Below are 25,010 nucleotides of genomic sequence, written 5' to 3' on the forward strand. Positions count from 1 at the left end.
CACGACGCGCGTGCCGCCGTCTTGCTAAAGCTTAGCGCATGCCGGGCAACATGCCCTTCATGCCGCGCATCATCTTTTGCATGTTGCCGCCCTTCAGCTTTTTCATCATCGTGCGCATCTGGTCGTACTGGTTCAGCATGCGGTTGACTTCCTGCACCTGCACGCCCGCGCCCGCGGCGATGCGGCGCTTGCGCGTGGCCTTGATGAGATCCGGCTTGGCGCGCTCGAGCGGCGTCATCGAGTTGATGATGCCTTCCATGCGGCGCATCTGCTTTTCAGCCTGGCTCATGTCGGCGCCGGCGGCGGCCTGCTGGAATTGCGCGGGCAGCTTGTCCATCAGCGACGACAGCCCGCCCATGCCCTTCATTTGCGTGAGCTGCGCGCGGAAATCGTTCAGGTCGAAGTCGCCGCCTTTCTTGACTTTGTCGGCGAGTTTTTGCGCGGCCTGAACGTCGACGCCCTTCTGCGCTTCTTCGACGAGCGCGAGAATGTCGCCCATGCCGAGAATCCGGTTCGCCATGCGATCCGGATAAAACACTTCGAGGCCGTCGAGCTTTTCCGCGACGCCGACGAACTTGATCGGCTTGCCCGTGACGTGACGCACGGAGAGTGCCGCGCCACCGCGCGAGTCGCCGTCGAGCTTGGTCAGCACGACGCCGGTGAGCGGCAGCGCGTCGCTAAACGCCTTCGCCGTGTTGACCGCGTCCTGACCGAGCATCGCATCGACGACGAACAGCGTTTCCGCCGGCTTCAGCGTGGTATGCAGCGCGGTGATTTCCTGCATCATCGCTTCGTCGATACCGAGACGGCCGGCCGTGTCGACGATGAGCACGTCGTGATAATGACGCTTGGCCCAATCCACCGCCGCACGCGCGATGTCCACCGGCTTCTGATCCGGTTCCGACGGGAAGAAATCCGCGCCGACCTGCTCGGTCACCGTCTTCAACTGCGCGATAGCAGCAGGGCGATAGACGTCGCACGAAACGGTCAGCACTTTCTTCTTGTACTTCTCGCGCAGCAGCTTGGCGAGCTTGCCGACCGTGGTCGTCTTACCCGCGCCCTGCAAACCCGCCATCAGGATGACGGCCGGCGGCGTGACGGCCAGGTTCAGCTCCGAGGCCTTGCCTTCGTAATCGCCGCCGATCACCGCGGTCAACTCGCGCTGCACGACGCCGACGAGCGCCTGACCCGGCGACAGACTGCTGATGACTTCCTCGCCGAGCGCCTTCTCTTTCACCTTCGCGATGAACTCGCGCACGACGGGCAGCGCCACGTCCGCCTCGAGCAGCGCAAGGCGCACTTCGCGCAGCATTTCCTGGGTGTTCGCCTCGGTGAGCCGGGCTTCGCCGCGCAGCGTCTTGACGACGCGCGCCATCCGTTGAGTCAGATTGTCGAGCATGGGGAGCGATGAACAGTGCGGCCCGGGCGGGCGCGAAGCGGAAGACGTCGCGGGGCGGGGGCCTAGTGTAAACTTCGAATATGGATATTGTACTGTATGCCCTCACCGCGCTCCTGTACGGCGGACTCGCCGTAGCGGGCTGGCGCTCGCACCGGCACGCCGGATCGCGCTCCATGCTGGAGAGCGTCGCGCCCATGCCGGCCGGCGCGGCAACCGCGGCCGACGCGCGTTCCGGGTTCGCCGGGGCCGCGGCGTCGGGCATGAGCTCATCGGGCCGCGCGCTGCTGTTCGTCGCGCTGCTCGCGCACGGCGTGCTGCTGCACACCACGATCTTCCCGCAGAACGCGATGGTGTTCGGCTTCGCCTTCGCGCTCTCCGCGATGTTCTGGCTCGGCGCCGGCATCTACTGGATAGAGAGCTTTTTCTTTCCGCTCGACGGGCTGCGTCTGCTGGTGTTGCCGCTCGCCTGCGTCGCGTCGCTGTTGCCGCTCGCGTTCAACGGCGTGCGTGTGCTGCCGTATTCGGCCGCGCCCATGTTCAAGCTGCACTTCCTGATTGCTAACATCGCGTATGGCCTGTTCGCGATCGCGGCGCTGCACGCCGTTCTGATGCTGCTCGTCGAGCGGCGTCTTCATGCGATGCGCGGCGGCATCGCGCAGCGGCATGTGGCCGCAGCGGGTAACGGCTGGCTCTCCAGTTGGCTCGATACACTGCCGCCGTTGCTCACGCTCGAGAAGCTGCTGTTCCGTCTGATCGGCGCGGGCTTCGTGCTGCTCACGCTGACGCTGGTATCGGGCATTCTGTTTAGCGAGCAACTGGTCGACCGCGCGCTGCGGCTCGATCACAAGACCGTGTTCGCCATTCTTTCGTGGGTGATGTTCGGCGCGCTCCTGACGGCGCGCAAGGTGTCCGGCTGGCGCGGCCGTGCCGCATTGCGCTGGGTGCTGGCGTCGTTCGTCGCGTTGCTGCTGGCGTACGTCGGCAGCCGTTTTGTTTTCGAGGTGCTGTTGCACCGAGCTGTAGTGTGAGCGTGTCCCATGCGACAAATCTTTTTGCTGATCCTGTTGTTCATCGTCGGGCAGTGGCTTGTGAAGGCGCTGCGCCGTCACGATGCGCACACCGCGCAACGTACCGGCGCAGGCGGCGCGCGCGGCGCTGCCAATAACGGCAACGGCGCCGCGCGTCAGCCCGAGGCGCCGCAACTCGCGGAGCCGATGATCCGTTGTGTCGAGTGCGGCGTGCATGCGCCGAAGAGCGACTCGGTGGTCGTCGCGGGCCAGGTGTTCTGCAGCGCCGCGCACGCGCAGCGGCACGGCACGCGACCCACGGGCCGCGACGCCCGATGAGCGTCGAGTTCACCGTCGACGCAGACGGTTGGGCCGCGCAAGCACGCAAACTGCCGTCGCCGAACTTCGAGGCGCGGCCACAAGGCGCGGTGCCCACGCTGATCGTGGTGCACAACATCAGCTTGCCGCCCAATGAATTCGGCGGCACGGCTATCGCCGAACTCTTCCTCAATACACTCGATTGCGACGCTCACCCGTATTACGACGCGCATCTGCGCGGCGTGCGCGTGTCGGCGCATTTCGTGATTCATCGCGACGGCGCGCTCGAACAGTTCGTGTCATGCAACGAGCGAGCGTGGCACGCGGGGCCGTCGAATTTCTTCGGCCGCGAGCGTTGCAATGATTTCTCCATCGGCATCGAACTCGAAGGCAGTGACACAACTGCTTTCGAGGCGGCTCAATACCGCACGCTGAGCGCGCTCGTGAGAGCGCTCGCGGCACGTTATCCGATCGAAGCCCTCGCCGGACACTCCGACATTGCGCCCGGCCGCAAGACCGATCCGGGCCCCCACTTCGAATGGGCGCGCCTGCAACGCGACACCTCGCTCGCGGATCGGTATTTCCCCTATCTCAAGTTTTCCAAAACGCGGTAACGGCCGTTCGCGCGAGCTCGCGTGATGCGAGGAGAACGAGGCGCAGCCTCGCTCTCCGGGGAGCCGGCTTCGCGTCGCGCGAGCCAAAAGTCAATACGTTTCGGATAAATAAAACGATTTGATCTGTCTTGAAAGTCCACTATACTTGGTGCCACAAATTCAGTTACGCACTAGATGTTGTGTGTCCTGTGTATAACTGTGTGAATAACCAAGTGCATAACATAGTGCACAAGTCTGCGGCGCCCCGCTCTCCGAGCATGGCGCCGCAAGCATTCCAGGCAGCGAAAAAGAATTCCTGCAGGGCGGCCGGTGAAACGTAAGAGCGGGTAGAGCGCGGGGCAAGCGCGAACCAACCGGCGGCAACCATAAGCATCAGGAAAGGGGCTGAGAGTGATCGCGAGAACTACGACGAAGACCGTTACGAATTCGAATCAGGCTTCATCGCAGTCGCATTCCGTCAGCCGCCGAGGCCGGCCTCTTTCCTGCACCCCATCGCTCGCGCACGCGGCGCAGCGTTCGTTTTAATCCGCGGCACTCGCCGCAACATTTCCAGGACCAGGAGCTTTGCACATGCAAACCACCGACAACGCGACGACCCGGTATGAGGGATCACCGACTGGCCAGGCTTTCGGCCAGGCACAAGGCGCCCAGGCGCTCGCGCCGCAAGCGACGTACGCCGACTACAAGGTGATCCGCCGCAACGGCAGCGTGGTGTCGTTCGAGCCGTCGAAGATCGCCATCGCCGTGACGAAGGCATTCCTCGCTGTCAACGGTGGTCAGGGCGCGGCATCCGCACGCGTGCGCGAACTGGTCGAGCAACTCACGCAGAACGTGGTGCGCGCGCTGGTGCGCAGCCGTCCGAACGGCGGCACGTTCCATATCGAAGACATTCAGGATCAGGTCGAACTCGCGCTGATGCGCGGCGGCGAGCACAACGTCGCGCGTGCTTACGTGCTGTATCGCGAGAAGCGCACCCAGGCGCGCGGTCACGACGAACAGGTGGCCGGCAGCACGCCGGGTCTCACCGTTACCGACAACGGCGTCTCGCGTCCGCTCGACATGGCTGCGCTGCGCGGCATCATCGAGTCCGCTTGCGCGAACCTGGGCGACGCCGTGAGCGCCGAGCCGATCGTCGCTGAAACGGTGAAGAATCTGTACGACGGCGTGCCGATGAGCCAGGTCTACGACTCGGCGATCCTGGCCGCTCGCACGATGATCGAAAAAGATCCGGCTTACAGCCAGGTCACCGCGCGCATTCTGCTGCACACGATCCGCCGCGAGATTCTCGAAGAAGAAGTCACGCAAGCCGAAATGGGCGAGCGTTACGCCGAGTACTTCCCGCAGTTCATCAAGCGCGGCGTGCAAGCCGAGTTGCTCGACGACAAGCTGCTGCAGTTCGACCTGAAGCGTCTGGGCGCCGCGCTCGATAACAACCGCGACCTGCAGTTCGGCTACCTCGGTCTGCAAACGCTGTACGACCGCTACTTCCTGCATCACGACGGCGTGCGTATCGAAATGCCCCAGGCATTCTTTATGCGTGTTGCGATGGGCCTGTCGCTGAATGAGATCGACCGCGAAGCGCGCGCGATCGAGTTCTACAACGTGCTGTCGAGCTTCGACTTCATGTCGTCCACGCCGACGCTGTTCAACTCGGGCACGCGCCGCTCACAACTGTCGTCGTGCTACCTGACCACGGTCGACGACGACCTCGACGGCATCTACGAAGCGCTGAAGGAAAACGCGCTGCTCTCGAAGTTCGCCGGCGGCCTCGGCAACGACTGGACGCGTGTGCGCGCGCTTGGCTCGCACATCAAGGGCACCAATGGCAAGTCGCAAGGCGTCGTGCCGTTCCTGAAGGTCGTCAACGATACGGCCGTCGCCGTGAACCAGGGCGGCAAGCGCAAGGGCGCAGTGTGCGCGTACCTGGAAACGTGGCACCTCGACATCGAAGAATTCCTGGAGCTGCGCAAGAACACCGGCGACGACCGTCGCCGCACGCACGACATGAACACGGCGAACTGGATTCCCGACCTGTTCATGAAGCGCGTGATGGAAGGCGGCGACTGGACGCTGTTCTCGCCGTCCACCTGCCCGGATCTGCACGACAAGTTCGGCGCCGAGTTCGAAGCGGCTTACACGGCTTACGAAGACAAGGTCGCGCGCGGCGAGATCAAGCTCTTCAAGAAGGTTCCGGCGGCGCAACTGTGGCGCAAGATGCTCGGCATGCTGTTCGAAACCGGCCATCCGTGGATCACGTTCAAGGACCCGTGCAATGTGCGCTCGCCGCAACAGCACGTCGGCGTCGTCCACTCGTCGAACCTGTGCACCGAAATCACGCTGAACACGAGCGACGCGGAAATTGCCGTCTGCAACCTCGGCTCGGTGAACCTCGTCGCGCATCTGAAGGAACAGGCCGACGGCACGCTCGTGCTCGACCACGACAAGCTCAAGCGCACAGTCAGCGTCGCGATGCGCATGCTCGACAACGTGATCGACATCAACTACTACGCAGTCGCCAAGGCGCGTAACTCGAACCTGAAGCACCGTCCGGTCGGCATGGGCATCATGGGCTTCCAGGACTGCCTGCATCTGCTGCGCACGCCGTACGCGTCGGAAGAAGCGGTGAAGTTCGCCGACACGTCGATGGAAGCGGTCTGCTACTACGCTTACTACGCGTCGACGGAACTGGCGCAGGAGCGCGGCCGTTACTCGAGCTATCGCGGCTCGCTGTGGGATCGCGGCATTCTTCCGCAAGACTCGGTCAAGCTGCTGGCCGACGCGCGCGGCGGCTATGTCGAAGTCGATTCGAGCGAGTCGATGGACTGGACGGAACTGCGTCAGCGCATCGCCACCTACGGGATGCGCAACTCGAACTGCATCGCGATCGCGCCGACCGCGACGATCTCGAACATCATCGGCGTGTCGGCCTGCATCGAGCCGACGTTCCAGAACCTGTATGTGAAGTCGAACCTGTCGGGCGAATTCACGGTGGTCAACGACTACCTGGTGCGCGACCTGAAGGCACGCGGTCTGTGGGACGAAGTGATGGTCGCCGACCTGAAGTACTTCGACGGCACGCTCTCGCGCATCGACCGCATTCCGGCGGACCTCCGCGCGATCTACGCGACCGCGTTCGAAGTCGATCCGAAGTGGCTGGTCGAAGCGGCGTCGCGTCGTCAGAAGTGGATCGACCAGGCGCAGTCGCTGAACATCTACATGGGCGGCGCATCGGGTAAGAAGCTCGACGAGATCTACAAGCTCGCATGGGTGCGCGGTCTGAAGACCACGTACTACCTGCGCACGATGGCGGCCACGCACGTCGAGAAGTCGACGGTCGCTCACGGCGCGTTGAACGCAGTGAGCTCGGGCGGCGGCGAAGGTGCGGGCGGTGCCGGTGGTGTCGGCGGCGGCGCGGCAGGCGGCTTCGGCGTGAGCGGCGGTGCGGGTGTCGGCGGTTTCCAGGCAACGGCGGCAGCGCCGGCAGTTGCAGTGGAAGCAGCGCCCGAAGCGGACGGTCCCGTGTGCATGATGCGTCCGGGCGATCCTGGCTTCGACGAGTGCGAGGCTTGCCAGTAAGCGGCAAGAGCGAGCAGTCGCAGTGAGTAGTCGCAGTAGGCAGTCGCAGTAAGCAGGTTCGTTGTTTGCTGAAGCGTTCTAGGTAATGACCCGCATGCAGCGATCGACGAACCTGATAGAGATGAAGCGGAGATAAGCCGACGAGCGGCGCGGCAAGCAAGGTGGATGAAGTCGAAGGCCGCACCGCTCATCGTCGGACCGTTGCAAAGTGAAGTAGAGAAGCAACGAGTCGGTATGTCACGAAGCGCGCAAGACGACACCGACTGCAAGACCCGCCGCTTCAATCGCCGCTTCACTAACGCTTCAATCAACGCAGCGACGCAGCGATGAAATGATGCAGCGATGAAACGACGCAGCGAACAACGCAACCGGCCACATGCATCGCGCGACATCGCATTGAACTTCATCTCGCTAACGCGGACGAACCCGCAACGCGCATCGAAGTGCGCATCGAAGTGCAGTACACAGCAACCGCACTCCGCAATACAGATAGATAGAGCAGCGAAACGTCGCTCGGACACGTTGCTCTTCGAGCTCGCGAAGCACCTCGACGACACAGCTTGAAGTTGCATCACTCAAGGCAACGTTCACAGTCTGTTGAACAAAGTGTTGTATGAACGTAGCAACGCGAATCGAAAACAGGATTTTTCGCAAGCGGACTCTTTTATCGCTCGTGAAAAGATGGTACAAACCGTTCTAAATTGATGGTGACATTTATGCTCAACTGGGATGACGAGATCACTGCCGTAACTCCCTCGAGCGCTACGCAACAGAACGTGTTGCGCAACGCTGCGGGATCGGCTGTCGGTTCGCAAGTCGAAACGCGTTCCGCTCCTCATGCTCCCTCGGCTTCAGACATCTTCGCGAACGACATCGCTGTCGCTCCCGCTGCTAACGTTGCTCGTGCTGCTGGAACGGCTGCCGTTTCCGAAGCGCGGGTGAATGTCGCCGACAAGCGCATCATCAACGGCCAGACCGACGTCAATCAGTTGGTGCCGTTCAAATACAAGTGGGCCTGGGAAAAGTATCTGGCTGGTTGCGCCAACCACTGGATGCCGCAAGAAGTGAACATGTCGCGCGACATCGCCCTCTGGAAAGACCCGAACGGTCTGACCGAAGACGAGCGCCGCGTCGTCAAGCGCAACCTGGGCTTCTTCGTGACGGCCGATTCCCTCGCCGCCAACAATATCGTGCTGGGCACCTACCGCCATATCACGGCGCCCGAATGCCGCCAGTTCCTGCTGCGCCAGGCGTTCGAAGAGGCGATCCACACGCACGCATACCAGTACATCGTCGAATCGCTGGGTCTGGACGAAGGCGAAATCTTCAACGCGTATCACGAGGTTCCCTCGATCCGCGCGAAAGACGAGTTCCTGATTCCGTACATCAATGTGCTGACCGATCCGGGCTTCAAGACCGGCACGCTCGAGACAGACCAGACTCTGCTTCGCTCGCTGATCGTGTTCGCCTGTGTGATGGAAGGCCTCTTCTTCTACGTCGGCTTTACGCAAATCCTGGCGCTCGGCCGCCAGAACAAGATGACCGGCGCTGCGGAGCAGTATCAGTACATCCTGCGCGACGAGTCGATGCACTGCAACTTCGGCATCGACCTGATCAACCAGATCAAACTCGAAAACCCGCAACTCTGGACGGCTGAGTTCCGCGCGGAAATCCGCGAGATCTTCCAGCAAGCGGTCGAGCTCGAATATCGTTACGCGGAAGACACGATGCCGCGCGGGGTGCTCGGCCTCAATGCGTCGATGTTCAAGAGCTATCTGCGCTTCATCTGCAACCGCCGTTGCCAGCAGATCGGTCTCGATCCGCTGTACCCGAACGAGGAAAACCCGTTCCCGTGGATGAGCGAGATGATCGACCTGAAGAAGGAACGCAACTTCTTCGAGACGCGTGTGATCGAATATCAGACTGGCGGCGCGCTGACCTGGGAGTGATCCGGGTTCGTACCGCGATGTATTCATCGATGGGGATGCCGTGGCTTCGGCTGCGGCGATTATGTTTAGGAGCTGAACCGCCTGATGCAAAGCGTGCCTCGTGCGCCGCGTGCCTTCGCGGCCCACAAACATGACCGGCACTTTGCGAACCCTTCAGTGGGATGGGCAAACTTCCCCCCGGAAAAAGCCGTCGGCGGTATCGCCGTCGGCTCGATCAAGCAATTACCGGCGTTGATTTCCAACGCCGATGACATTTGGCGCGCGGTGCCTTGCGGCACGGCGCGCCTTACCGCATTCATTAGCGTAAGCGCGCGGCACCTGCGTACGCCGATGAATAGCCCGCTTCGTAGCGCGCGCCCTGAGAAGCGTCCGCGGGAAGCGGGTTTTGACGAAGGGTGTAGTTTGAACTGACTCTCATCTGAAAACCTGAAGGAGAAAATGATGGCAACTGCAAAGAAAGCCGCCGCTAAGAAGCCTGCAGCAAAGAAGGTCGCAGCAAAGAAGGCAGCTCCGGCGAAGAAGGCCGCACCGGCCAAGAAGGTAGCAGCGAAGAAGGCTGCTCCGGCTAAGAAAGTAGCGGCGAAGAAGGCAGCGCCGGCGAAGAAGGTAGCAGCGAAGAAGGCTGCGCCGGCCAAGAAGACCGCAGCGAAGAAAGCAGCACCGGCCAAGAAGGTAGCAGCGAAGAAGGCAGCGCCGGCGAAGAAGGCTGCAGCGAAGAAGGCTGCACCGGCCAAGAAGGCGACTGCGAAGAAGGCAGCGCCGGCCAAGAAGGCCGCTGCGAAGAAGGCCGCGCCTGCGAAGAAGGCTGCTGCGAAGAAAGCCGCGCCTGCGAAGAAGGCTGCTGCCAAGAAGGCTGCGCCTGCGAAGAAGGCTGCTGCTAAAAAGGCTGCGCCTGCCAAGAAGGCTGCTCCTGCGAAGAAGGCCGCTGCTGCTCCCGCGAAGAAGGCCGCGCCTGCGAAGAAGGCTGTTGCCAAGAAGGCTGCACCTGCACCCGCTGCGACTTCCGTTTCGAGCGCACCGGCAGCAACGGTGAAGACCGCGCTGAACCCGGCAGCAGCATGGCCGTTCCCGACGGGCAGCCGTCCGTAATCGGGCTGTTCAGCGGTAGCAGTACTTCGACGCATCGCATGATGTGTCGATGATCGAGTAGCGCTTCACGCAGTCTCGCGAGCGCTACTCGGTCAGGATCCCGTTGCCGGTTTCGGCGACGGGATTTTTTTCGTCCGTACGAGTCGATACAAACGGAAGCAGCACGAATGCGCAGGCGAAAAAAAACGCATGCACAGGGGAGGGCATGCGTGTGAGGTCGATGCGGCCGCATGAAGCTGGCCGCTCGAGAGGGGAAAGCTTAGTGCGTGACGCGCGTGACGCCGCCGCTGGAAAGCAGCCGGACGCGGTCGCCGGCGCGGAAAATCTCGCCGGTTGAGCTTTGCGTGATCGCGCGAATGTCGCCGTTATCGAGCCGCACGGTAATTTCCAGACCGTCGCGCACGGCCACCCGGTTCTCGACCGAGTTGCCCGCCACCGCACCCGCCAGACCGCCAATAATGCCGGTGACGATCGAGCCCGTGCCGCCGCCGATAGTGCTGCCGGCCACCGCGCCGAGCGCGCCGCCGCCGATCGCACCGAGGCCGCTCGGCTGACCGTTGTTCGAGCTGATCTTGACGGCGCGCACGCTGTCGACCATGCCCATGCGGACCGTTTCCTCGCGCTGCGCCTGCGACGCGGTGTAGACGTCGGCGGAACTGCTGTTATACGCACACCCCGACATGGCCAGCGAACCGGCGATCAAGGCGGCCACTATCAGGCGACTCGTTGTTCTCATTCCCTAACTCCAATAGCTTTCGGTATTACGGCAGGTCGTACCCGAACGCCTGCTTGAACCGTTCGTTGATCTGCGCCCGGGTGGGCGCGTAGTTTTGCGGACCCTGCTGTTCGATCTTCAGCGCGCCCATCAGGCTCGCGAGACGGCCCGTGGTCGCCCAGCCAAGCTTCTTTTCGATGCCGTACAGCAAGCCGCCGCGAAACGCGTCGCCGCATCCTGTCGGGTCGAGCACCTGCTGTGCCTTGACGGCGGGAATGTCTTCGACGCCGCCCGCATGATGAATCTGCGCACCGTGTTCGCCGAGCGTGACGATGAGCGCTTCGACCTTGCCGGCGATCTCCTCGATCGACCAACCCGTCTTGTTGCTCACAAGTTTGGCTTCGTAATCGTTGACAGCTACATAGGTCGCAAGTTCAATCATGCGCCGCAGTGCAGCACCGTCGAAGAGCGGCAAGCCTTGGCCCGGATCGAAGATAAACGGCACGCCCGCTGCTGCAAGATGCTCGGCGTGCTGGATCATGCCGTCGTAGCCGTCCGGCGCGACGATGCCGAGCGTGATGTCCTTCGCTTCGTCCGCGCGGTTCAGATGCGACTGCATCATCGCGCCCGGATGGAACGCGGTGATCTGGTTGTTCTCGAGGTCGGTGGTGATCATCGCCTGCGCCGAATAGGTGCCCGGCACGACCAGCACGTTTTCCGTCGACAGCCCGAGCTGCCGGAAGCGGTCCATATAGAGCTGCGCGTCGACCTCGCCGAGCGTGCCCATGATGCGCGCGTCGCCGCCGAGCAGATTCAGCGAATAGGCGATGTTGCCCGCGCAGCCGCCGAACTCGCGGCGCATCGTCGGCACCAGAAAACTCACGTTCAGGATGTGGACCTGCTCCGGCAGGATGTGCTCCCGGAACCGGCCTTCGAAAGTCATGATGTTGTCGTAGGCGAGCGAGCCGCAAATCAGCGTAGCCAAGGCGAGCGTTCCTGTAAAAAGAATGAAGAAATCGGAGTGACGATGTGAAAGCGCCGCGCGTGGAGCGCGGCGCCGGAGTCTGCTACGCCGAGGTTTTACTTCAGCGCGGCGAGTGCTGCGTCGTAGTTCGGTTCGTTCTTGATCTCGCTGACCAGTTCCGAGTGAACGACCTTGTCGTTCTCGTCGATCACGACGACGGCGCGCGCGGTGAGGCCCGTCAACGGACCGCTGGTGACGTCGACGCCGTACGCCTGCGCGAAGTCATGGCCGCGGAACGTCGAGGCCGTCACGACGTTCTCGATGCCTTCGGTCGTGCAAAAGCGCGACGCCGCAAACGGCAGATCGCCCGACACGACGATCACGGCCGTGTTGCTGAGCTTCGCGGCGGCTTCGTTGAACTTGCGGGTGGACGTCGCGCAAGTCGGCGTGTCGAGGCTCGGGACGATGTTCAGCACCTTGCGCTTGCCCGCGAAATCGGCGAGCGACAACGGTTTCAAATCCTTGCCGACCAGCGAGAAGGCAGGCGCGGTCTGGCCGGCCGACGGAAAGCTGCCGGCTACTTCGATCGGGTTACCACCCAGCGTGACTTGACTCATGTTGTTGTGCTCCGAAAGTTCGTCTGTGACGACGGTGAGCGCGCCCGAATCGAGCCGGACGCGCGGGGATGCGTTACGGATAGAAAATCTGTACGCGGAAATTCGACGCGACCGCGTTGCCCGTATCGAGGCGCACGATCATGGTTTGCGTCATGTGCGGCGGCAGGCCGGCTGCGATCGGCGTGCCCGGCGCCACGTAGTCTTGCGGAAACAGCACGCGGCGCAGCGCAATGTTGTTCTGGTCGTCGAGCAGCGTGAGTTCGATCGCCGGGTAGGCGAGCGCGACGTTAAAGCGGTTGCGCAGCGGCATGCGCAACTCGAGCTTATGCGGCCCGTCGACTTGCCGCAGATCGGACGGCTCGACCTGCAGACCGTCGATGTCGTGCGGCGCCGTGACCTGGCAACCGAGTTGCGCGCATACCTTCGTGTACAGCGCCTGGCTGCGCGGCATATAGACGAGCACCGTTTCGCGTTGCCACCATGCGAGCTGCGCCAGCAGCGCGATGACGAGCAGTCCCGCCGCCACCGATCCGCCGATGATCCACGCGAGGCGGCGCGGTTCGGCAGGGCGCGTTTCGCGCACCACCGGGAACGGATCGGCGTCGTCGTTGACCGGCTGCACGGAGAACGGCTCGCCGTCCGGCGTGGCTGCCGCGCGTGCCGGGCCGCGCAGATCGAGATCGTCGTCGAAATGCGGGTGCGGATGCGTTGTGCCGAGGCCGGCCGCGCCTACGCCGGTCGTGCCGAAATGCGGTTCGTTGTCGGGGAATCCGTGGAAACTTGCCGACTCGTTCAGCACCGGTTCGTCGGGCTCGGAGCCGGGAGCGCGCTCTGTCTTATGCCAGACGCGCGGTGCTTCGTCGGCGGGCGGCTGCGTTGCTGGTTCGTTTGCCGGTTCGCTTGCCGGTTCCGTGTCATACGCGAACGGTTCGAGCGGTGCGTCCGCGAGCAGCGGTTCGTGATCGGCTGCAGCCGTCGGCGCGCTGCCTGCGGGCAAGCGCGGTTCCTTCGGCGCAGCACCCGCTGCACCCGCTGCCGCCGATGGACCTGCGCCCACGTGGCGCGGCTGCGCCGAGACGTTCTCTGCGTTGTGCCTGAAGCGTTCCTCGAAGAGCGGCGTGGGTCTCGGCGCCCACGGGTCCCACGCTGAGGGGCTGAAGTCCGCGCCGCTCGGGCGCGCGCCCGAAAGCGCCTCCATGGCAGCGGCTGCGGAGACCTGTCTTGCAGTGGAGAAGTCGCCGGCTTCGCTGATGTCGTAGAGGCTGCCGGATGCATCGAATACTTCGTGGCACTGCCCACAGCGCACGAGCCCGCGACGCAGCGCGAGCTGCGCCGGTTGCAGGCGGAAAACGGTTTCGCAGAAGGGGCAGCGCGTTGCCAGAAGCATAGTGAGCCGGTTAGCCAGGAGGCCGTTGGTTGGACAATGCGCCTTATTCTAATGGCTTTCGCGACGCGTTCCCGCTAAGCATACCCAGCCTTCGTGTTCGCGCCATACGCCGATGTCGATCCACCGCGCGTACACCTGCGCGACTTCGTCGGCCTGGCGCGCCAGGATGCCGGACAATGCGATCCGTCCACCGGGTTTGACCTTCGACGACAGCATCGACGCCATCAGCTTGAGCGGATTGGACAGGATATTGGCGACCACAATCTCGAATTCACCGGTCGGACATTCGTCGGGTAAGCCGTAGGTGACTTCAGCGCGGTTGCGCTCGCTGTTGTGACGCGCCGACTCGACCGCTTGCGGATCGATGTCGATGCCGTACACCGGATTCGCGCCGCACTTTTTGGCGAGAATCGCGAGGATGCCGGAGCCGCATCCGTAGTCGAGCACGGACTGTCCGGGCTTCACCGATTGCTCCAGCCATTCCATGCACAAACGCGTGGTCGGATGGCTGCCCGTGCCGAACGCAAGGCCCGGATCGAGTTCGAGTATCAGCGCGTTCGGGTCCGGCGCGTCGTGCCACGACGGCACGACCCAGATCCGCTCGCCAATCGGAATCGGATCGAATTGCGACTGCGTGAGCCGCACCCAGTCCTGTTCCTCGACTTCACGCACGGTGAAAGGCGGCGCTGCGGCGAGACCGATTTCATTCGATGCCGCCGCGAGCAGCACCGCCGGATCATGCTCTTGCGCAAGCAGCGCGATCACGCGCGAATGCTGCCATGCGGTGCGATCGGGCGTGAGACCGGGCTCGCCGAAGAGCGGCTGCTCATCGGGCGTGTCGGCGTCCGCATCTTCCACGGACACCGACAGCGCGCCCAACTCGAGCAGCGCGTCGGACAATTCCTCCGCGTGCTCGCGTGCCAGTTCGGCGACCAGTTCCCGGTAACTCATGACTTACGCTTCTTCCGGCGCGGCCTGCTGCTTCGCGGCCAACCGGTTCTCGAGGTAGTGAATGCTCGTGCCGCCTTCGACGAACTTCGCGTCGAGCATCAACTCGCGATGCAACGGGATGTTCGTCTGAATGCCTTCCACGACCATTTCCGACAGCGCGATGCGCATCCGCTTGATCGCCTGCTCGCGCGTGGCGCCGTAAGCGATCAGCTTGCCGATCATCGAATCATAGTTCGGCGGCACGAAATAGCCATTGTAAGCATGCGAATCGACGCGGATGCCGGGACCGCCCGGCATGTGCCACGACGTCAAACGTCCCGGCGACGGAATGAACTTGAACGGGTCTTCGGCGTTGATCCGGCATTCGATCGCATGGCCCTTGAAGACGATGTCGCGCTGACGGAACGCGAGCTTCTCGCCGGCCGCGATGCGGATCTGTTCCTGCACGATGTCGACGCCCGTGATCAGTTCCGTCACCGGGTGTTCGACCTGCACGCGCGTGTTCATCTCGATGAAGTAGAACTCGCCGTTTTCGTACAGGAACTCGAACGTACCCGCGCCAAGATAGCCCATCTTCTTGCAGGCGTCGGCGCAACGATCGCCGATCCGGTCGATCAGACGGCGCGCGATGCCCGGCGCCGGCGCTTCCTCGATCACCTTCTGGTGACGACGCTGCATCGAGCAGTCACGCTCGCCGAGCCAGACCGCGTTCTTGAACGAATCGGACAGCACCTGAATTTCGATGTGCCGCGGGTTCTCCAGGAATTTCTCCATGTAGACCTGCGGGTTGCCGAACGCGCGGCCGGCTTCTTCGCGCGTCATGTTGACCGCGTTGACGAGCGCCGCTTCCGTGTGCACCACGCGCATGCCGCGGCCGCCGCCGCCGCCCGCCGCCTTGATGATGACCGGATAGCCGACCTGGCGCGCAATTTTCACGATCTCTTTCGGATCTTCGGGCAACGCGCCTTCCGAACCCGGCACGCAGGGCACGCCGGTTTTGATCATCGTCTGCTTGGCGGTCACCTTGTCGCCCATCATCCGGATCGTTTCCGGGCGCGGGCCGATGAAGGTGAAGCCGGACTGCTCGACGCGCTCGGCGAAGTCGGCGTTCTCCGACAGGAAGCCGTAGCCGGGGTGGATCGCTTCGGCGTCGGTGACTTCCGCCGCGCTGATCAGCGCGGGCATGTTCAGGTAGCTGAGATTCGAAGGCGCCGGGCCGATGCAGACCGCCTCGTCCGCGAGCTTCACGTACTTGGCTTCCTTGTCGGCTTCCGAATAGACGACGACCGTCTTGACGCCGAGTTCGCGGCAGGCGCGCTGGATACGAAGCGCGATCTCGCCGCGATTGGCAATGAGGATTTTTTCAAACATAGCGGGTTTTCGACTCATCAGTGGGCGCCGGGTTGTTCACAACACCGGCTGCCTCAGAAGATCGGATGCGCGCCGTGCCCAACGGGCGCCAGTAACGCAAGGGGCACAGCGAGCGCAACGGCATGCGCGCGGCAAGGCGCGGGTGCGCCGCCGCGGTGAGCCACTTAGCCGACCACGAACAGCGGCTGGCCGTATTCCACCGCCTGACCGTTTTCGACGAGGATTTCCTTCACGACGCCGGACTTGTCCGACTCGATTTCGTTGAGCAGCTTCATCGCTTCGATGATGCAGATCGTCTGGCCTTCCTTGACCGTATCGCCGACCTGGACGAACGGCTCGGCGCCCGGCGACGGCGCACGATAGAACGTGCCGACCATCGGCGACGTCACGACGTGGCCCTGCGGAGCGGCTGCAGCCGGCGTCGCCGGAGCGCCTGCCGCGGCGCCTGCGGCCGGAGCTTCGCCGCCGTTGGCCGGCGCACCCTGCGCGAACTGCTGCGGCGCGTACGAAGGGGACTGTTGCACGTAAACCGGCGGCGCATTCTTGACGATGCGCACCTTGCCTTCGCCCTCGGTCACTTCGAGTTCGGAGATGCCGGACTCCGAGACCAGGTCGATCAGAGTTTTCAGTTTACGTAGATCCATCAGGAAGCCCCTTTCAATGCGTGGAAGTGCCGGCGCGTGGGCGGCCGGCGCAAATTAGACGTGTTGTTGATTCAGGCGCGCGACGAACCGGCCGCCAGCCGGTCGAGCGCGAATTCGAGCGCGTACAGATAGCCCTTCCAGCCGAGACCGCAGATCACCCCTTCGGCCTGGTCGGAAAAATACGAGTGGTGCCTGAACGGCTCGCGGCGATGCACGTTCGACAGGTGAATCTCGACGAACGGAATACCTACGCCCGCCAGCGCGTCGCGAATCGCCACGCTGGTGTGCGTGTACGCGGCGGGATTGATCAGAATGAAATCGGTCTTTTCGGTGCGCGCGGACTGGATGCGATCCACGAGCGCGCCTTCGTGGTTGCTCTGGAACGACGCCAGTTCAACCCCGGCGTCCGCTGCGCGATCGGCGAGCGCCTGATCGATCTGCGGGAGCGTCACGCGGCCATAAACCTCGGGTTCCCGTGTGCCGAGAAGATTGAGGTTGGGGCCGTGCAGTACCAGCAGTCGCGTCATGGTCGCTTCTTTTTCCGTGGAATTGGGCGCACTTTAGCGCTGATTAGAGAAACTTGTCTAGTTTCCTTCACGGACGGCGCGTTGTGAGCGCTCTTTTGACGGCTGCGCGGCGGTTCAACTTCTCCCAATTCCGCGCGATTTCCGCGTAACTTCGCGCCTTTCCGCCGCAAACGGATGTCAAAAGATTAGGAAATTTACAGCGAGTCGAGCGTCTGTTTCAGCGCTTTTGGATCGATCTGGCCTAATTTTGTCGCGCGAACGTTGCCGTTGGCGTCGATGACTACGGTGAATGGCAGCCCGCCCGCCGTATTGCCGAAGGCCCGCGCGAGGTCGGCGCCGCCAAAGCCCGTCACGTAGACTGGATAGGCGACTTGCACCTTTTGCAGGAATGTCTGGACGTTTTTCTCCGAATCCACGCCAAGGCCGACGAACTGGATGCCTTTGCCCGCGTAGTCGCGCTGAAGTTGCGACAGCGCCGGCATTTCCTCGACGCAGGGGCCGCACCATGACGCCCAGAAGTTGACGACAATTGGCCGGCCCTTCAGCGCAGTTAGCGATTCGGGCTTGCCGTCGGCTGTCTTGACCGGCATCGCCCAAAGCTGCGCCACGGCGCTTTCTTTCGATGCGGGCTGCGCTGTCTGCGCCACATCGCTCACGCCATCGCCCTCGTGGTGGCGGCCGTTCAGCCAGTGATTGGCCGCGACGCCGCTTGCGGCCGCGATCACGGCGACGAAAACGCCGAAGAGAATCCGTCTGGTGTCCATCATGCGTGTCTAGTTGGTGGAAGGTGCGACGCCGCCGCCGTCGAGCAGCAATTGAACCGCCTGCAGATTCGCGCGCGCCGTGCGTCCGCGCGCGTCGGCCTTGACCGCGCCGCGCAGGTCGTCCGATTGGTAAAGGGCGACGTGAACCCCGACGGGTTCGGCGTCGCGTCCTTCGCTCGCCGACCGCCACAGGAAGCTCAGCGTCTCGACGTAGCCGCGCCCGGCGAAATGGCGCGTCTCCGAAACGTCGTACTGAATGTTCGCGTTCAGAAAGTAGATGGCGACTTCCTTCGGGTCGTCGCAGAACAACTGAAGGTGAATGTCGGAATGCTCGCCGGCCGTGCCGCCGAGCACGGCGCCCGTCAGGTACGGATTGAACGGCGCGAGCCGCTCCATCCATTCGACCGCGATACGCCGCAGGCGCCGCAACAGCGCCGGCTGACTGTCGCCCTGGAAGAGCGACTGGTATTCGCGGATTTCTTCCTCGATCTGGTCGTTATCCGGCAGCCATTCGCCGGCGACGCGGCTTTCCCCGACCACCTGCCGGGCCGCTTTGCGCTTGGCCGTTGCGTAGTCGAGACCGTCTTCTGCAATCAGGCGCGCGGCCGCGACCGCGATTTCCTCGCGCACGCGCTGCGGATCAAAATGTGATTTGCGAACCATTCGTCCATCATACTAGAGATTGATGACAGCCCTTTCCGGCGGCCCGGACCGCTGTGGGCGCGTGCCAGGGGCGTGCCGGGGCGTGCCGGGGCGGGCGGGCGCGCTTAGGTCTTCGGGAGGCGTCGGTTACAATAGCGACCTTTGTGGGCAGCCGTTTCGGCTGCTCCCCATCTCCCATCCCTCGCAGCAAAGCGCCGGCCGCCCGGCGTTTTTCTGGCCCCCTCGGGGTCGGGCGCCAAGCGCCGGGTGAGGGGCCTTCCAGGAAAAACGCCCGCGCGGCACGACAGGCTTATGCACATCCACATCCTCGGTATCTGCGGCACGTTCATGGGCGGTCTCGCGGTCCTCGCGCGCGGCGCGGGCCACACGGTGACGGGCTGCGACGCCGGCGTCTATCCGCCCATGAGCACGCAGCTCGAGGCGCAAGGCATCCGGCTGATCGAGGGCTACGACGCGGAGCAGTTGAACGGCCTGAACGCCGACCTGTTCGTGATCGGCAATGTGGTCACGCGCGGCAATCCGCTGATGGAAGCGATTCTCGACCGCGGCCTGCCGTATGTGTCGGGCCCGCAATGGCTCGGCGAACACGTGCTGAACGGCAAATGGGTGCTCGCCGTGGCCGGCACGCACGGCAAGACCACTACCACGTCCATGCTGACGTGGCTGCTGGAAGACGCCGGTCTGAACCCCGGCTTTCTGATCGGCGGCGTGCCGCTCAATTTCGGCGTGTCCGCGCGGCTCACGGATTCCAGCTTCTTCGTGATCGAGGCGGACGAATACGACACCGCCTTCTTCGACAAGCGCTCGAAGTTCGTCCACTACCGGCCGAAAACGGCCGTGCTGAACAACCTCGAGTTCGATCACGCCGACATCTTCCCGGATCTCGCCGCCATCGAGACGCAGTTCCACCATCTGATCCGCACCGTGCCGCGCATTGGCCGCGTCGTGACGAACGGTCGCGAAGACGCGCTGGAGCGCGTGCTGACGCGCGGCTGCTGGAGCGAAGTGGAGCGCTTCGGCGTGCAGGGCGGCTGGGAAACGCTGCCCGCGGAAGACGGCGTGCCCGTCGACGAACGCTTTGCCGTGTATCACAACGCCGAGCGTGCGGGCGTGGTCGAGTGGCAGGTGCAGGGCGAACATAACCGCATGAACGCGCTCGCCGCGCTCGCCGCCGCGCGCCATGTCGGCGTGCCGCCGGCGCAGGCGGCGAAGTCGCTGGCGAGCTTTCGCAACGTGAAGCGGCGCATGGAAGTGCGCGGCAGCGTGGACGGCGTAACCGTCTACGACGACTTCGCTCATCATCCGACCGCGATCGAAACGACCGTGGCGGGCCTGCGCGCACGCGTGGGCCGCGACAACACGCGCATTCTCGCGGTGCTCGAGCCGCGCTCGAACACGATGAAGCTCGGCGTGATGAAGGCGCAACTGCCCGCCAGTCTCGCCGACGCCGATCTCGTGTTCGGCTACGGCGCGCCGAGCGGCCGCGACGCGCTCGGCTGGAACCTGGGCGAAGCACTCGCGCCGCTCGGCGCCAACGCGCAAGCCTTCGACAATCTCGACGCGCTCGTCAAAGCGGTAGTGCACGCGGCGCGCCCCGGCGATCAAATCCTGGTGATGAGCAACGGCGGCTTCGGCGGCGTGCATCAGAAACTGCTCGACGCCCTTTCCGCGCGAGGCGCCACGTGATTCTTTATCTGCACGGTTTCCGCTCGTCGCCGAATTCTTTCAAGGCGCGCCTGCTGGCGGCGCGCCTTGTCGAACTGGGTCGCAGCGACGAATGGTGCTGCCCGATGCTGCCGGTTTCACCCTCCGAGACGATTGCGCTCGCGGAGTCGCTGGTGGCCGCCGCCGGCACGCAGCGCGTGACCGTTATCGGCAGTTCGCTCGGCGGCTACTTCGCCACGTATCTGGCGGAAAAGCATGGCTGGCCGGCCGTGCTGCTAAACCCCGCGGTCGTGCCGCAACGCGACTTGAGCGCCTATCTCGGCGAGCAGCCGTTGTGGCATGGCGGCGGCAGCATCGTCGTCGAGCCACATCATCTTGACGAATTGCGGGCGCTGAGTGTGACGTCTATCACGCGCCCCGAACGTTATTATTTGCTGGCCGCGACCGGCGACGAAGTGCTCGACTACCGCGAAATGCTCGCGCACTATCCGGGCGCGCGCACGACGCTGATCGAGGGCAGCGACCACGCGATCAGCGAGTTCGCCGATTATGTCGACGACGTACTGGCCTTTTGCGACGCCGAAGACGTCGAGCCGCCTGCGCCGCGCGAAGCAGCTTGAGCAATAGCCGGACTTAACCAGAGTTAGCCAGACATAGCGAACGCCTGGCCGGGTCGAAGCCGAACGTAGCCGGCGCGATCCAGAAAGCGGGGCCGCGCGGGCAGTGGAAGCGCTGGCCGCCATCAGATTCATGCCGCACAGATTCATGCCGCATGCGCGCGTCGCGCGCGGCGGACCCACCATCACGAACACGTTGCCGTGCCGCGCACGCCGGCGGATGCAAGTCAGACGAGAGTATTGAGTGAACGTTTTCTTCGAGGAATCGGGCAGTTTCAAGGCCGGCAGCGTGCTGTCGCGCCAGGGCGATGCGTTTCAGGTCGAGTTGCCGGGCGGCCGCCGCGCCAAGGTGCGCGCCAAGGATGTGCTGATCGAGTTCGACAAGCCAGGCGCGGCCGAGTTAATGCAGGAAGCGGACGCCGTCGCGCAGGACATCGATCTCGACTTCCTGTGGGAATGCGCGCCCGACGACGAGTTTCCGTTCGCCACGCTCGGCGCGGAATATTTCGGCGAGCGTTTCGGTCCGACCGAACGCGCGGCGCTGGTGCTGCGCATGCATGGCGCGCCGGTGTATTTCCGTCGCAAGGGTCGCGGCATGTATCAGCGCGCGCCGCAGGAGCAGCTCAAGATGGCGCTCGCCGGCCTCGAGCGCAAGCGGCAGCAGGCGCTCATCCAGCAGGGCTACGAGGAAGAGCTGAAGGCCGGCCGTTTGCCCGAGGCGTTCACCGGCAAGACGGCGCTCGCGTTGCTGACCAAGCCCGACAAGAACACCATCGAGTACAAGGCGCTCGAAGCCGCCGCGGCCGCGCGCGGCATCTCGCAGGCGCGGCTGATGCTGGAATGCGGCGCGATTCCGTCGGCGCGCGCGCTGCATGAGGCCAGATTCCTCGCCGAGTTTTTCCCGCACGGCACCGGCTTTCCGCCGGTCACGCTCGGCAGCTTGCCGGACGATTTGCCGGAAGCCAACGTGCAGGCATTCTCGATCGACGACATCACGACCACTGAAATCGACGACGCGTTCTCCGTCGAGCATCTCGCGGACGGCCGCGTGCGGATCGGCGTGCACATCGCGGCGCCGGCGCTCGGCATTCAGCGCGGCGACGAGGTCGATGCGATTGCTCGCACGCGTCTGTCGACGGTTTATATGCCGGGCGACAAGATCACGATGCTGCCCGACAGCGTCGTCGATGCGTTCACGCTCGCCGAGGGCGGTTTGCGTCCGGCGCTGTCGCTCTATGTGATCGTCAATCGCGAGACGCAGGAAATCGTCGCGAGCGAAACGCGCGCCGAGCGCGTGTTCGTGAAGAACAATCTGCGTCACAACACGCTCGACGAACTCGTCACCGAAGAAGCGCTCGCCGCCGGAACGGGCGAGTATCCGCACAAGGAAGACATCGCGGTGTTGTGGCCGTTCGCGCAGGCGCTGTTCGAAAAGCGTCAGGCCGCGCGCGCGGGCTACGGTCTGCGCCGCGAGGTGCAGCGCAATACCGACTTCAACTTCTACGTCGAAGGCGAACACATCACGATTACGCCGCGCCGGCGCGGTTCGCCGCTCGACACGATCGTCGCCGAACTGGCGATTCTCGCGAACTCGTCGTGGGGTGCGTTCCTGCACGATCACGGCGTGCCGGGCATTTATCGCACGCAGCGCGCGTTCGGCGCGCCGACCGGGCCGAAGCGCACGCGCATGCAGACCAATGCCGCGCCGCACGAAGGGCTCGGCGTCACGCAGTACGCGTGGAGCACGTCGCCGCTGCGCCGTTACGTCGACCTGGTGAATCAGTGGCAGTTGCTCGCTTGTGTGCAGCATGGCGTGACCGCGAAGCTGGCCGCGCCGTTCAAGCCGAAAGACGCCGATCTGTTCGCCGTCGTGCAAGGTTTCGACGATACGTATACCGCGTACGCCGATCATCAGCGTCGCATGGAATATTTCTGGTGCCTGCGCTGGTTGAAGCAGGAGAACAGGAAGCAGGTGGTGGCGTCGGTGGTGAAGGGCGATCTCGTGCGGCTCGAAGAGATTCCGTTGCTGCTGCATGTGCCGGGGCTCGGCGTGCACGCACGCGGCACGCGCCTGCAGATGGAAGTGATGTCGATCGACGAATTGACTGTCGAGGCGTCCGTGCGTCTTCTGCATGTGCTCGACGCGCCTACTGTGACGAGCGGCAGCGAAGCGGACGAAGGCGAAGAAGAGGAGATCGTCGAGGCATCGGATGAAAGCGCCGAGAGCGAAGCCGAGGCGCAAGCCGAAGCGGATGCCGAAGGCGATTCCAATGCGAACGATGCTTCGGGCAGCGAAGGTTCGTCGAATGCCGACGCCGGGCAGCACATCACGGAACCCGGACGATGAGCGCGGCAGAAACGAAAGACCGTTACGCGGTGATCGGCAATCCGGTCGGCCATAGCAAATCGCCGTTCATTCACAGCCGCTTCGCCGCGCAGACGGGCGAGGCGCTCGAATACGGCGCGTTGCTCGCGCCAGTGGACGCGTTCGTGCCGCACGTGCGCGCCTTTATCGACGCGGGCGGCCGCGGTCTCAACGTGACAGTGCCGTTCAAGCTCGACGCACACGCTTTCGCCGACAGCCTGTCGCCGCGCGCGGCCGCTGCCGGCGCGGTGAATACGTTGCGCGTCGATTCGAGCGGCATCTACGGCGACAACACCGATGGCTTCGGGCTCGTGCGCGACATCGAAGTGAATCTCGGCGTGCCGCTGAAGGGCGCGCGCGTTCTGCTGCTTGGCGCCGGCGGCGCCGCGCGCGGCGTGGTGCTGCCGATGCTCGAGCGCGCGCCGCATACGCTCACCATCGTCAACCGGACGGCCGAGAAGGCCGAGGCGCTGGTCGCGCAGTTCGCGCAAGCCGCGAGTGACGCCGCTTGCCGTCTGAGCGGCGGCAACGCGCGCGCGATCGAGGCGGGCGCTTACGACGTGATCGTCAACGCGACGGCGGGGAGTCTCGAAGCGTCGTTGCCGGAGTGCGACGAGCGCGCGTTCGGCAGCGGCACGCTGGCCTACGACATGATGTACGGCGCGCATCCGACCGTGTTCATGGAGCACGCGGCGAAGCTCGGCGCGCGTGGCGCCGATGGTCTCGGCATGCTGGTCGAGCAGGCGGCCGAATCGTTTTACGTCTGGCGCGGCGTGCGGCCCGACGGCGCGCCTGTGCTCGCCGAACTGCGCGCGTTGTTGACGGCGCCGTCGCACGCCTGACGCGCGCGTCCGTCACACCTGCATTCACACGAGGCCACTCACTACGATGACAGCAACGCGGCGCGCGAGCCGGGCGAGTCCGGCGCGATGGATCGTTTATCTTGTCGCCGTGCTGGTGTTCGCGTGGCTCGCGACGCAGGTGTTTTACTTCGCGCAGATCGCGGTGTGGAACTATGTGAATCCGCGCTCGACTGCCTATATGCGCTCGGATGCGTGGCGCTTGTCGCGAGAGAGGCCCGATCTTTCGATGCAGCATACGTGGGTGCCGTATGAGCAGATTTCGCGCAATCTGAAGCGGGCGATCATTGCCTCCGAGGACGCGAATTTCGTCACCAACAACGGCTACGAAACGGACGCGATTTTGCAGGCGTGGGAGCGCAACAAGTCGAAGGGCAAGATTGTGCGCGGCGGCTCGACGATCACGCAGCAATTGGCGCGCAACCTGTTTTTATCGCGTGAGAAGAGTTATATCCGCAAGGGGCAGGAGTTGATTGTCACGTGGATGCTGGAGACCTTGATGGACAAGGAGCGCATCTTCGAGATCTATCTGAATTCCGTCGAGTGGGGCAACGGTGTGTATGGCGCCGAGGCGGCGGCGCGTTATTACTATAAGACGTCGGCGAGTGCACTGAGTGCGGCGCAGTCGGCGCGGTTGGCGGTTATGCTGCCGCAGCCCAGGTATTTTGATGAGCATCGCGGGTCCAGGTATCTTTCGCAGAGGTCGCGGGTGATTGGGAGGAGGATGGGGGCGGCTGAGTTGCCCGAGTAGTTTTGCCTGTGGCGCTCTTTTTTACCCCTTTGGCCTTTCGTTGAATTCGTTGTGGTCTATTTGTGTTGTCCCTGGCTTGCTTTGGCCTTTCCTTGATTTCATGGTGGTCTATTGGCGTTGCCCCTGTGCGGGGCGGCACTCACTTTCTTTGCCGCCGCAAAGAAAGTAAGCAAAGAAAGCGGGCTCACACCGCCAGC

The 25,010-nt window shown here is 63.7% G+C and carries 23 protein-coding genes; 12 read left to right on the top strand and 11 right to left on the bottom strand.

All coding sequences use genetic code 11. From position 1 onward, the window contains the following. Nucleotides 1-31: 31 nt before the first annotated feature. Nucleotides 32-1,399 carry a signal recognition particle protein gene (gene ffh / locus C8K18_RS30825; protein ID WP_029971500.1) on the bottom strand — a complete coding sequence of 456 codons (1,368 nt, stop codon included), beginning with the start codon at nucleotides 1,397-1,399 and terminating at the stop codon, nucleotides 32-34. A gap of 80 nt (nucleotides 1,400-1,479) precedes the next feature. Between ffh and C8K18_RS30830 the strand changes: the two genes are divergently transcribed. The 7 genes from C8K18_RS30830 to C8K18_RS30860 all read left to right on the top strand — a co-directional run bounded on the left by C8K18_RS30830 (nucleotide 1,480) and on the right by C8K18_RS30860 (nucleotide 9,952). Continuing rightward, entirely contained in the window at nucleotides 1,480-2,427 is a 948-nt protein-coding gene (locus C8K18_RS30830; RefSeq protein ID WP_107710844.1) for an inner membrane protein YpjD, read from the top strand. A 9-nt stretch (nucleotides 2,428-2,436) separates the two neighbouring features. Continuing rightward, entirely contained in the window at nucleotides 2,437-2,745 is a 309-nt protein-coding gene (locus C8K18_RS30835) for a PP0621 family protein (protein ID WP_029971498.1), read from the top strand. Continuing rightward, nucleotides 2,742-3,338: a 1,6-anhydro-N-acetylmuramyl-L-alanine amidase AmpD gene (gene ampD, locus C8K18_RS30840; RefSeq protein WP_006051847.1), complete on the top strand. Its 597-nt coding sequence runs from the start codon at nucleotides 2,742-2,744 to the stop codon at nucleotides 3,336-3,338. Before C8K18_RS30835 ends, ampD begins: the two co-directional genes overlap by 4 nt. 570 nt (nucleotides 3,339-3,908) lie before the next feature. After that, complete coding sequence (locus C8K18_RS30845) at nucleotides 3,909-6,914, top strand: ribonucleoside-diphosphate reductase subunit alpha (protein ID WP_006051848.1); 3,006 nt, start codon at nucleotides 3,909-3,911, stop codon at nucleotides 6,912-6,914. 716 nt (nucleotides 6,915-7,630) lie between these two features. Beyond that, complete coding sequence (locus C8K18_RS30850) at nucleotides 7,631-8,863, top strand: ribonucleotide-diphosphate reductase subunit beta (protein WP_081653099.1); 1,233 nt, start codon at nucleotides 7,631-7,633, stop codon at nucleotides 8,861-8,863. An 84-nt stretch (nucleotides 8,864-8,947) separates the two neighbouring features. Continuing rightward, the gene (locus tag C8K18_RS30855; protein ID WP_006051851.1) at nucleotides 8,948-9,274 is read left to right on the top strand and encodes a hypothetical protein; all 327 of its coding nucleotides are present in this window, start codon (nucleotides 8,948-8,950) and stop codon (nucleotides 9,272-9,274) included. 30 nt (nucleotides 9,275-9,304) lie between these two features. Beyond that, nucleotides 9,305-9,952 (top strand): histone H1-like DNA-binding protein, encoded by a 648-nt coding sequence (locus C8K18_RS30860; protein WP_006051852.1) that lies wholly within the window; start codon nucleotides 9,305-9,307, stop codon nucleotides 9,950-9,952. Between the two features lie 259 nt (nucleotides 9,953-10,211). Here the strand turns inward: C8K18_RS30860 and C8K18_RS30865 are convergent, their stop codons facing one another. The 10 genes from C8K18_RS30865 to C8K18_RS30910 form a co-directional block, all read right to left on the bottom strand. Next, nucleotides 10,212-10,688: a glycine zipper 2TM domain-containing protein gene (locus C8K18_RS30865; RefSeq protein WP_006051854.1), complete on the bottom strand. Its 477-nt coding sequence runs from the start codon at nucleotides 10,686-10,688 to the stop codon at nucleotides 10,212-10,214. A gap of 25 nt (nucleotides 10,689-10,713) precedes the next feature. Beyond that, on the bottom strand, nucleotides 10,714-11,652 hold the full coding sequence (locus C8K18_RS30870) for a carbohydrate kinase family protein (protein ID WP_006051855.1): 939 nt from the start codon (nucleotides 11,650-11,652) through the stop codon (nucleotides 10,714-10,716). A 95-nt stretch (nucleotides 11,653-11,747) separates the two neighbouring features. Beyond that, nucleotides 11,748-12,248 carry a thiol peroxidase gene (gene tpx, locus C8K18_RS30875; protein ID WP_006051856.1) on the bottom strand — a complete coding sequence of 167 codons (501 nt, stop codon included), beginning with the start codon at nucleotides 12,246-12,248 and terminating at the stop codon, nucleotides 11,748-11,750. Between the two features lie 73 nt (nucleotides 12,249-12,321). Beyond that, on the bottom strand, nucleotides 12,322-13,635 hold the full coding sequence (locus C8K18_RS30880; RefSeq protein WP_107710845.1) for a DUF3426 domain-containing protein: 1,314 nt from the start codon (nucleotides 13,633-13,635) through the stop codon (nucleotides 12,322-12,324). Between the two features lie 48 nt (nucleotides 13,636-13,683). Further along, nucleotides 13,684-14,586 carry a 50S ribosomal protein L11 methyltransferase gene (gene prmA / locus C8K18_RS30885; RefSeq protein WP_107710846.1) on the bottom strand — a complete coding sequence of 301 codons (903 nt, stop codon included), beginning with the start codon at nucleotides 14,584-14,586 and terminating at the stop codon, nucleotides 13,684-13,686. 3 nt (nucleotides 14,587-14,589) lie between these two features. Then, a complete protein-coding gene (gene accC / locus C8K18_RS30890; protein ID WP_006051859.1) occupies nucleotides 14,590-15,957 on the bottom strand; it encodes an acetyl-CoA carboxylase biotin carboxylase subunit in 1,368 nt (455 codons plus the stop codon). A gap of 164 nt (nucleotides 15,958-16,121) precedes the next feature. After that, nucleotides 16,122-16,601: an acetyl-CoA carboxylase biotin carboxyl carrier protein gene (gene accB / locus C8K18_RS30895; RefSeq protein WP_006051860.1), complete on the bottom strand. Its 480-nt coding sequence runs from the start codon at nucleotides 16,599-16,601 to the stop codon at nucleotides 16,122-16,124. 71 nt (nucleotides 16,602-16,672) lie between these two features. After that, the gene (gene aroQ, locus C8K18_RS30900; RefSeq protein ID WP_013589650.1) at nucleotides 16,673-17,128 is read right to left on the bottom strand and encodes a type II 3-dehydroquinate dehydratase; all 456 of its coding nucleotides are present in this window, start codon (nucleotides 17,126-17,128) and stop codon (nucleotides 16,673-16,675) included. 194 nt (nucleotides 17,129-17,322) lie between these two features. Then, complete coding sequence (locus C8K18_RS30905) at nucleotides 17,323-17,892, bottom strand: TlpA disulfide reductase family protein (RefSeq protein WP_107710852.1); 570 nt, start codon at nucleotides 17,890-17,892, stop codon at nucleotides 17,323-17,325. A gap of 9 nt (nucleotides 17,893-17,901) precedes the next feature. Then, the gene (locus C8K18_RS30910) at nucleotides 17,902-18,555 is read right to left on the bottom strand and encodes a hypothetical protein (RefSeq protein ID WP_006051863.1); all 654 of its coding nucleotides are present in this window, start codon (nucleotides 18,553-18,555) and stop codon (nucleotides 17,902-17,904) included. 291 nt (nucleotides 18,556-18,846) lie between these two features. Here C8K18_RS30910 and mpl point away from each other — a divergent pair, with 291 nt between their 5' ends. From mpl to mtgA, 5 genes are all read left to right on the top strand, one after another. Continuing rightward, nucleotides 18,847-20,241: a UDP-N-acetylmuramate:L-alanyl-gamma-D-glutamyl-meso-diaminopimelate ligase gene (gene mpl, locus C8K18_RS30915; RefSeq protein ID WP_107710847.1), complete on the top strand. Its 1,395-nt coding sequence runs from the start codon at nucleotides 18,847-18,849 to the stop codon at nucleotides 20,239-20,241. After that, the gene (locus tag C8K18_RS30920) at nucleotides 20,238-20,840 is read left to right on the top strand and encodes a YqiA/YcfP family alpha/beta fold hydrolase (RefSeq protein WP_006051865.1); all 603 of its coding nucleotides are present in this window, start codon (nucleotides 20,238-20,240) and stop codon (nucleotides 20,838-20,840) included. The genes mpl and C8K18_RS30920 overlap by 4 nt, the downstream gene beginning before the upstream one ends. A 241-nt stretch (nucleotides 20,841-21,081) precedes the next feature. Beyond that, complete coding sequence (locus C8K18_RS30925) at nucleotides 21,082-23,184, top strand: ribonuclease catalytic domain-containing protein (RefSeq protein ID WP_107710848.1); 2,103 nt, start codon at nucleotides 21,082-21,084, stop codon at nucleotides 23,182-23,184. Continuing rightward, nucleotides 23,181-24,044, top strand: coding sequence for a shikimate dehydrogenase (gene aroE, locus C8K18_RS30930; RefSeq protein ID WP_107710849.1), 864 nt, complete (start codon nucleotides 23,181-23,183; stop codon nucleotides 24,042-24,044). Before C8K18_RS30925 ends, aroE begins: the two co-directional genes overlap by 4 nt. Nucleotides 24,045-24,090: 46 nt before the next feature. Beyond that, nucleotides 24,091-24,813, top strand: a complete 723-nt coding sequence (mtgA, locus tag C8K18_RS30935) for a monofunctional biosynthetic peptidoglycan transglycosylase (protein WP_107710850.1) — start codon at nucleotides 24,091-24,093, stop codon at nucleotides 24,811-24,813. The last annotated feature ends 197 nt before the right edge of the window (nucleotides 24,814-25,010 follow it).

The sequence above is a fragment of the Paraburkholderia sp. GV068 genome (genome assembly GCF_003058125.1).
Taxonomy (GTDB): Bacteria; Pseudomonadota; Gammaproteobacteria; order Burkholderiales; family Burkholderiaceae; genus Paraburkholderia; species Paraburkholderia graminis.

Excerpts from the sequence above, each read along its gene's own strand:
- C8K18_RS30830 (WP_107710844.1), top strand. The coding sequence starts at position 1,480 with ATGGATATTGTACTGTATGCCCTCACCGCGCTCCTGTACGGCGGACTC.
- C8K18_RS30880 (WP_107710845.1), bottom strand. The coding sequence starts at position 13,635 with ATGCTTCTGGCAACGCGCTGCCCCTTCTGCGAAACCGTTTTCCGCCTG.
- C8K18_RS30845 (WP_006051848.1), top strand. The coding sequence starts at position 3,909 with ATGCAAACCACCGACAACGCGACGACCCGGTATGAGGGATCACCGACT.
- C8K18_RS30860 (WP_006051852.1), top strand. The coding sequence starts at position 9,305 with ATGGCAACTGCAAAGAAAGCCGCCGCTAAGAAGCCTGCAGCAAAGAAG.
- ampD (WP_006051847.1), top strand. The coding sequence starts at position 2,742 with ATGAGCGTCGAGTTCACCGTCGACGCAGACGGTTGGGCCGCGCAAGCA.
- mtgA (WP_107710850.1), top strand. The coding sequence starts at position 24,091 with ATGACAGCAACGCGGCGCGCGAGCCGGGCGAGTCCGGCGCGATGGATC.
- tpx (WP_006051856.1), bottom strand. The coding sequence starts at position 12,248 with ATGAGTCAAGTCACGCTGGGTGGTAACCCGATCGAAGTAGCCGGCAGC.
- accC (WP_006051859.1), bottom strand. The coding sequence starts at position 15,957 with ATGTTTGAAAAAATCCTCATTGCCAATCGCGGCGAGATCGCGCTTCGT.
- accB (WP_006051860.1), bottom strand. The coding sequence starts at position 16,601 with ATGGATCTACGTAAACTGAAAACTCTGATCGACCTGGTCTCGGAGTCC.
- C8K18_RS30850 (WP_081653099.1), top strand. The coding sequence starts at position 7,631 with ATGCTCAACTGGGATGACGAGATCACTGCCGTAACTCCCTCGAGCGCT.
- C8K18_RS30835 (WP_029971498.1), top strand. The coding sequence starts at position 2,437 with ATGCGACAAATCTTTTTGCTGATCCTGTTGTTCATCGTCGGGCAGTGG.
- mpl (WP_107710847.1), top strand. The coding sequence starts at position 18,847 with ATGCACATCCACATCCTCGGTATCTGCGGCACGTTCATGGGCGGTCTC.
- C8K18_RS30905 (WP_107710852.1), bottom strand. The coding sequence starts at position 17,892 with ATGGACACCAGACGGATTCTCTTCGGCGTTTTCGTCGCCGTGATCGCG.
- ffh (WP_029971500.1), bottom strand. The coding sequence starts at position 1,399 with ATGCTCGACAATCTGACTCAACGGATGGCGCGCGTCGTCAAGACGCTG.
- C8K18_RS30855 (WP_006051851.1), top strand. The coding sequence starts at position 8,948 with ATGCAAAGCGTGCCTCGTGCGCCGCGTGCCTTCGCGGCCCACAAACAT.
- aroE (WP_107710849.1), top strand. The coding sequence starts at position 23,181 with ATGAGCGCGGCAGAAACGAAAGACCGTTACGCGGTGATCGGCAATCCG.
- C8K18_RS30865 (WP_006051854.1), bottom strand. The coding sequence starts at position 10,688 with ATGAGAACAACGAGTCGCCTGATAGTGGCCGCCTTGATCGCCGGTTCG.
- C8K18_RS30910 (WP_006051863.1), bottom strand. The coding sequence starts at position 18,555 with ATGGTTCGCAAATCACATTTTGATCCGCAGCGCGTGCGCGAGGAAATC.
- aroQ (WP_013589650.1), bottom strand. The coding sequence starts at position 17,128 with ATGACGCGACTGCTGGTACTGCACGGCCCCAACCTCAATCTTCTCGGC.
- prmA (WP_107710846.1), bottom strand. The coding sequence starts at position 14,586 with ATGAGTTACCGGGAACTGGTCGCCGAACTGGCACGCGAGCACGCGGAG.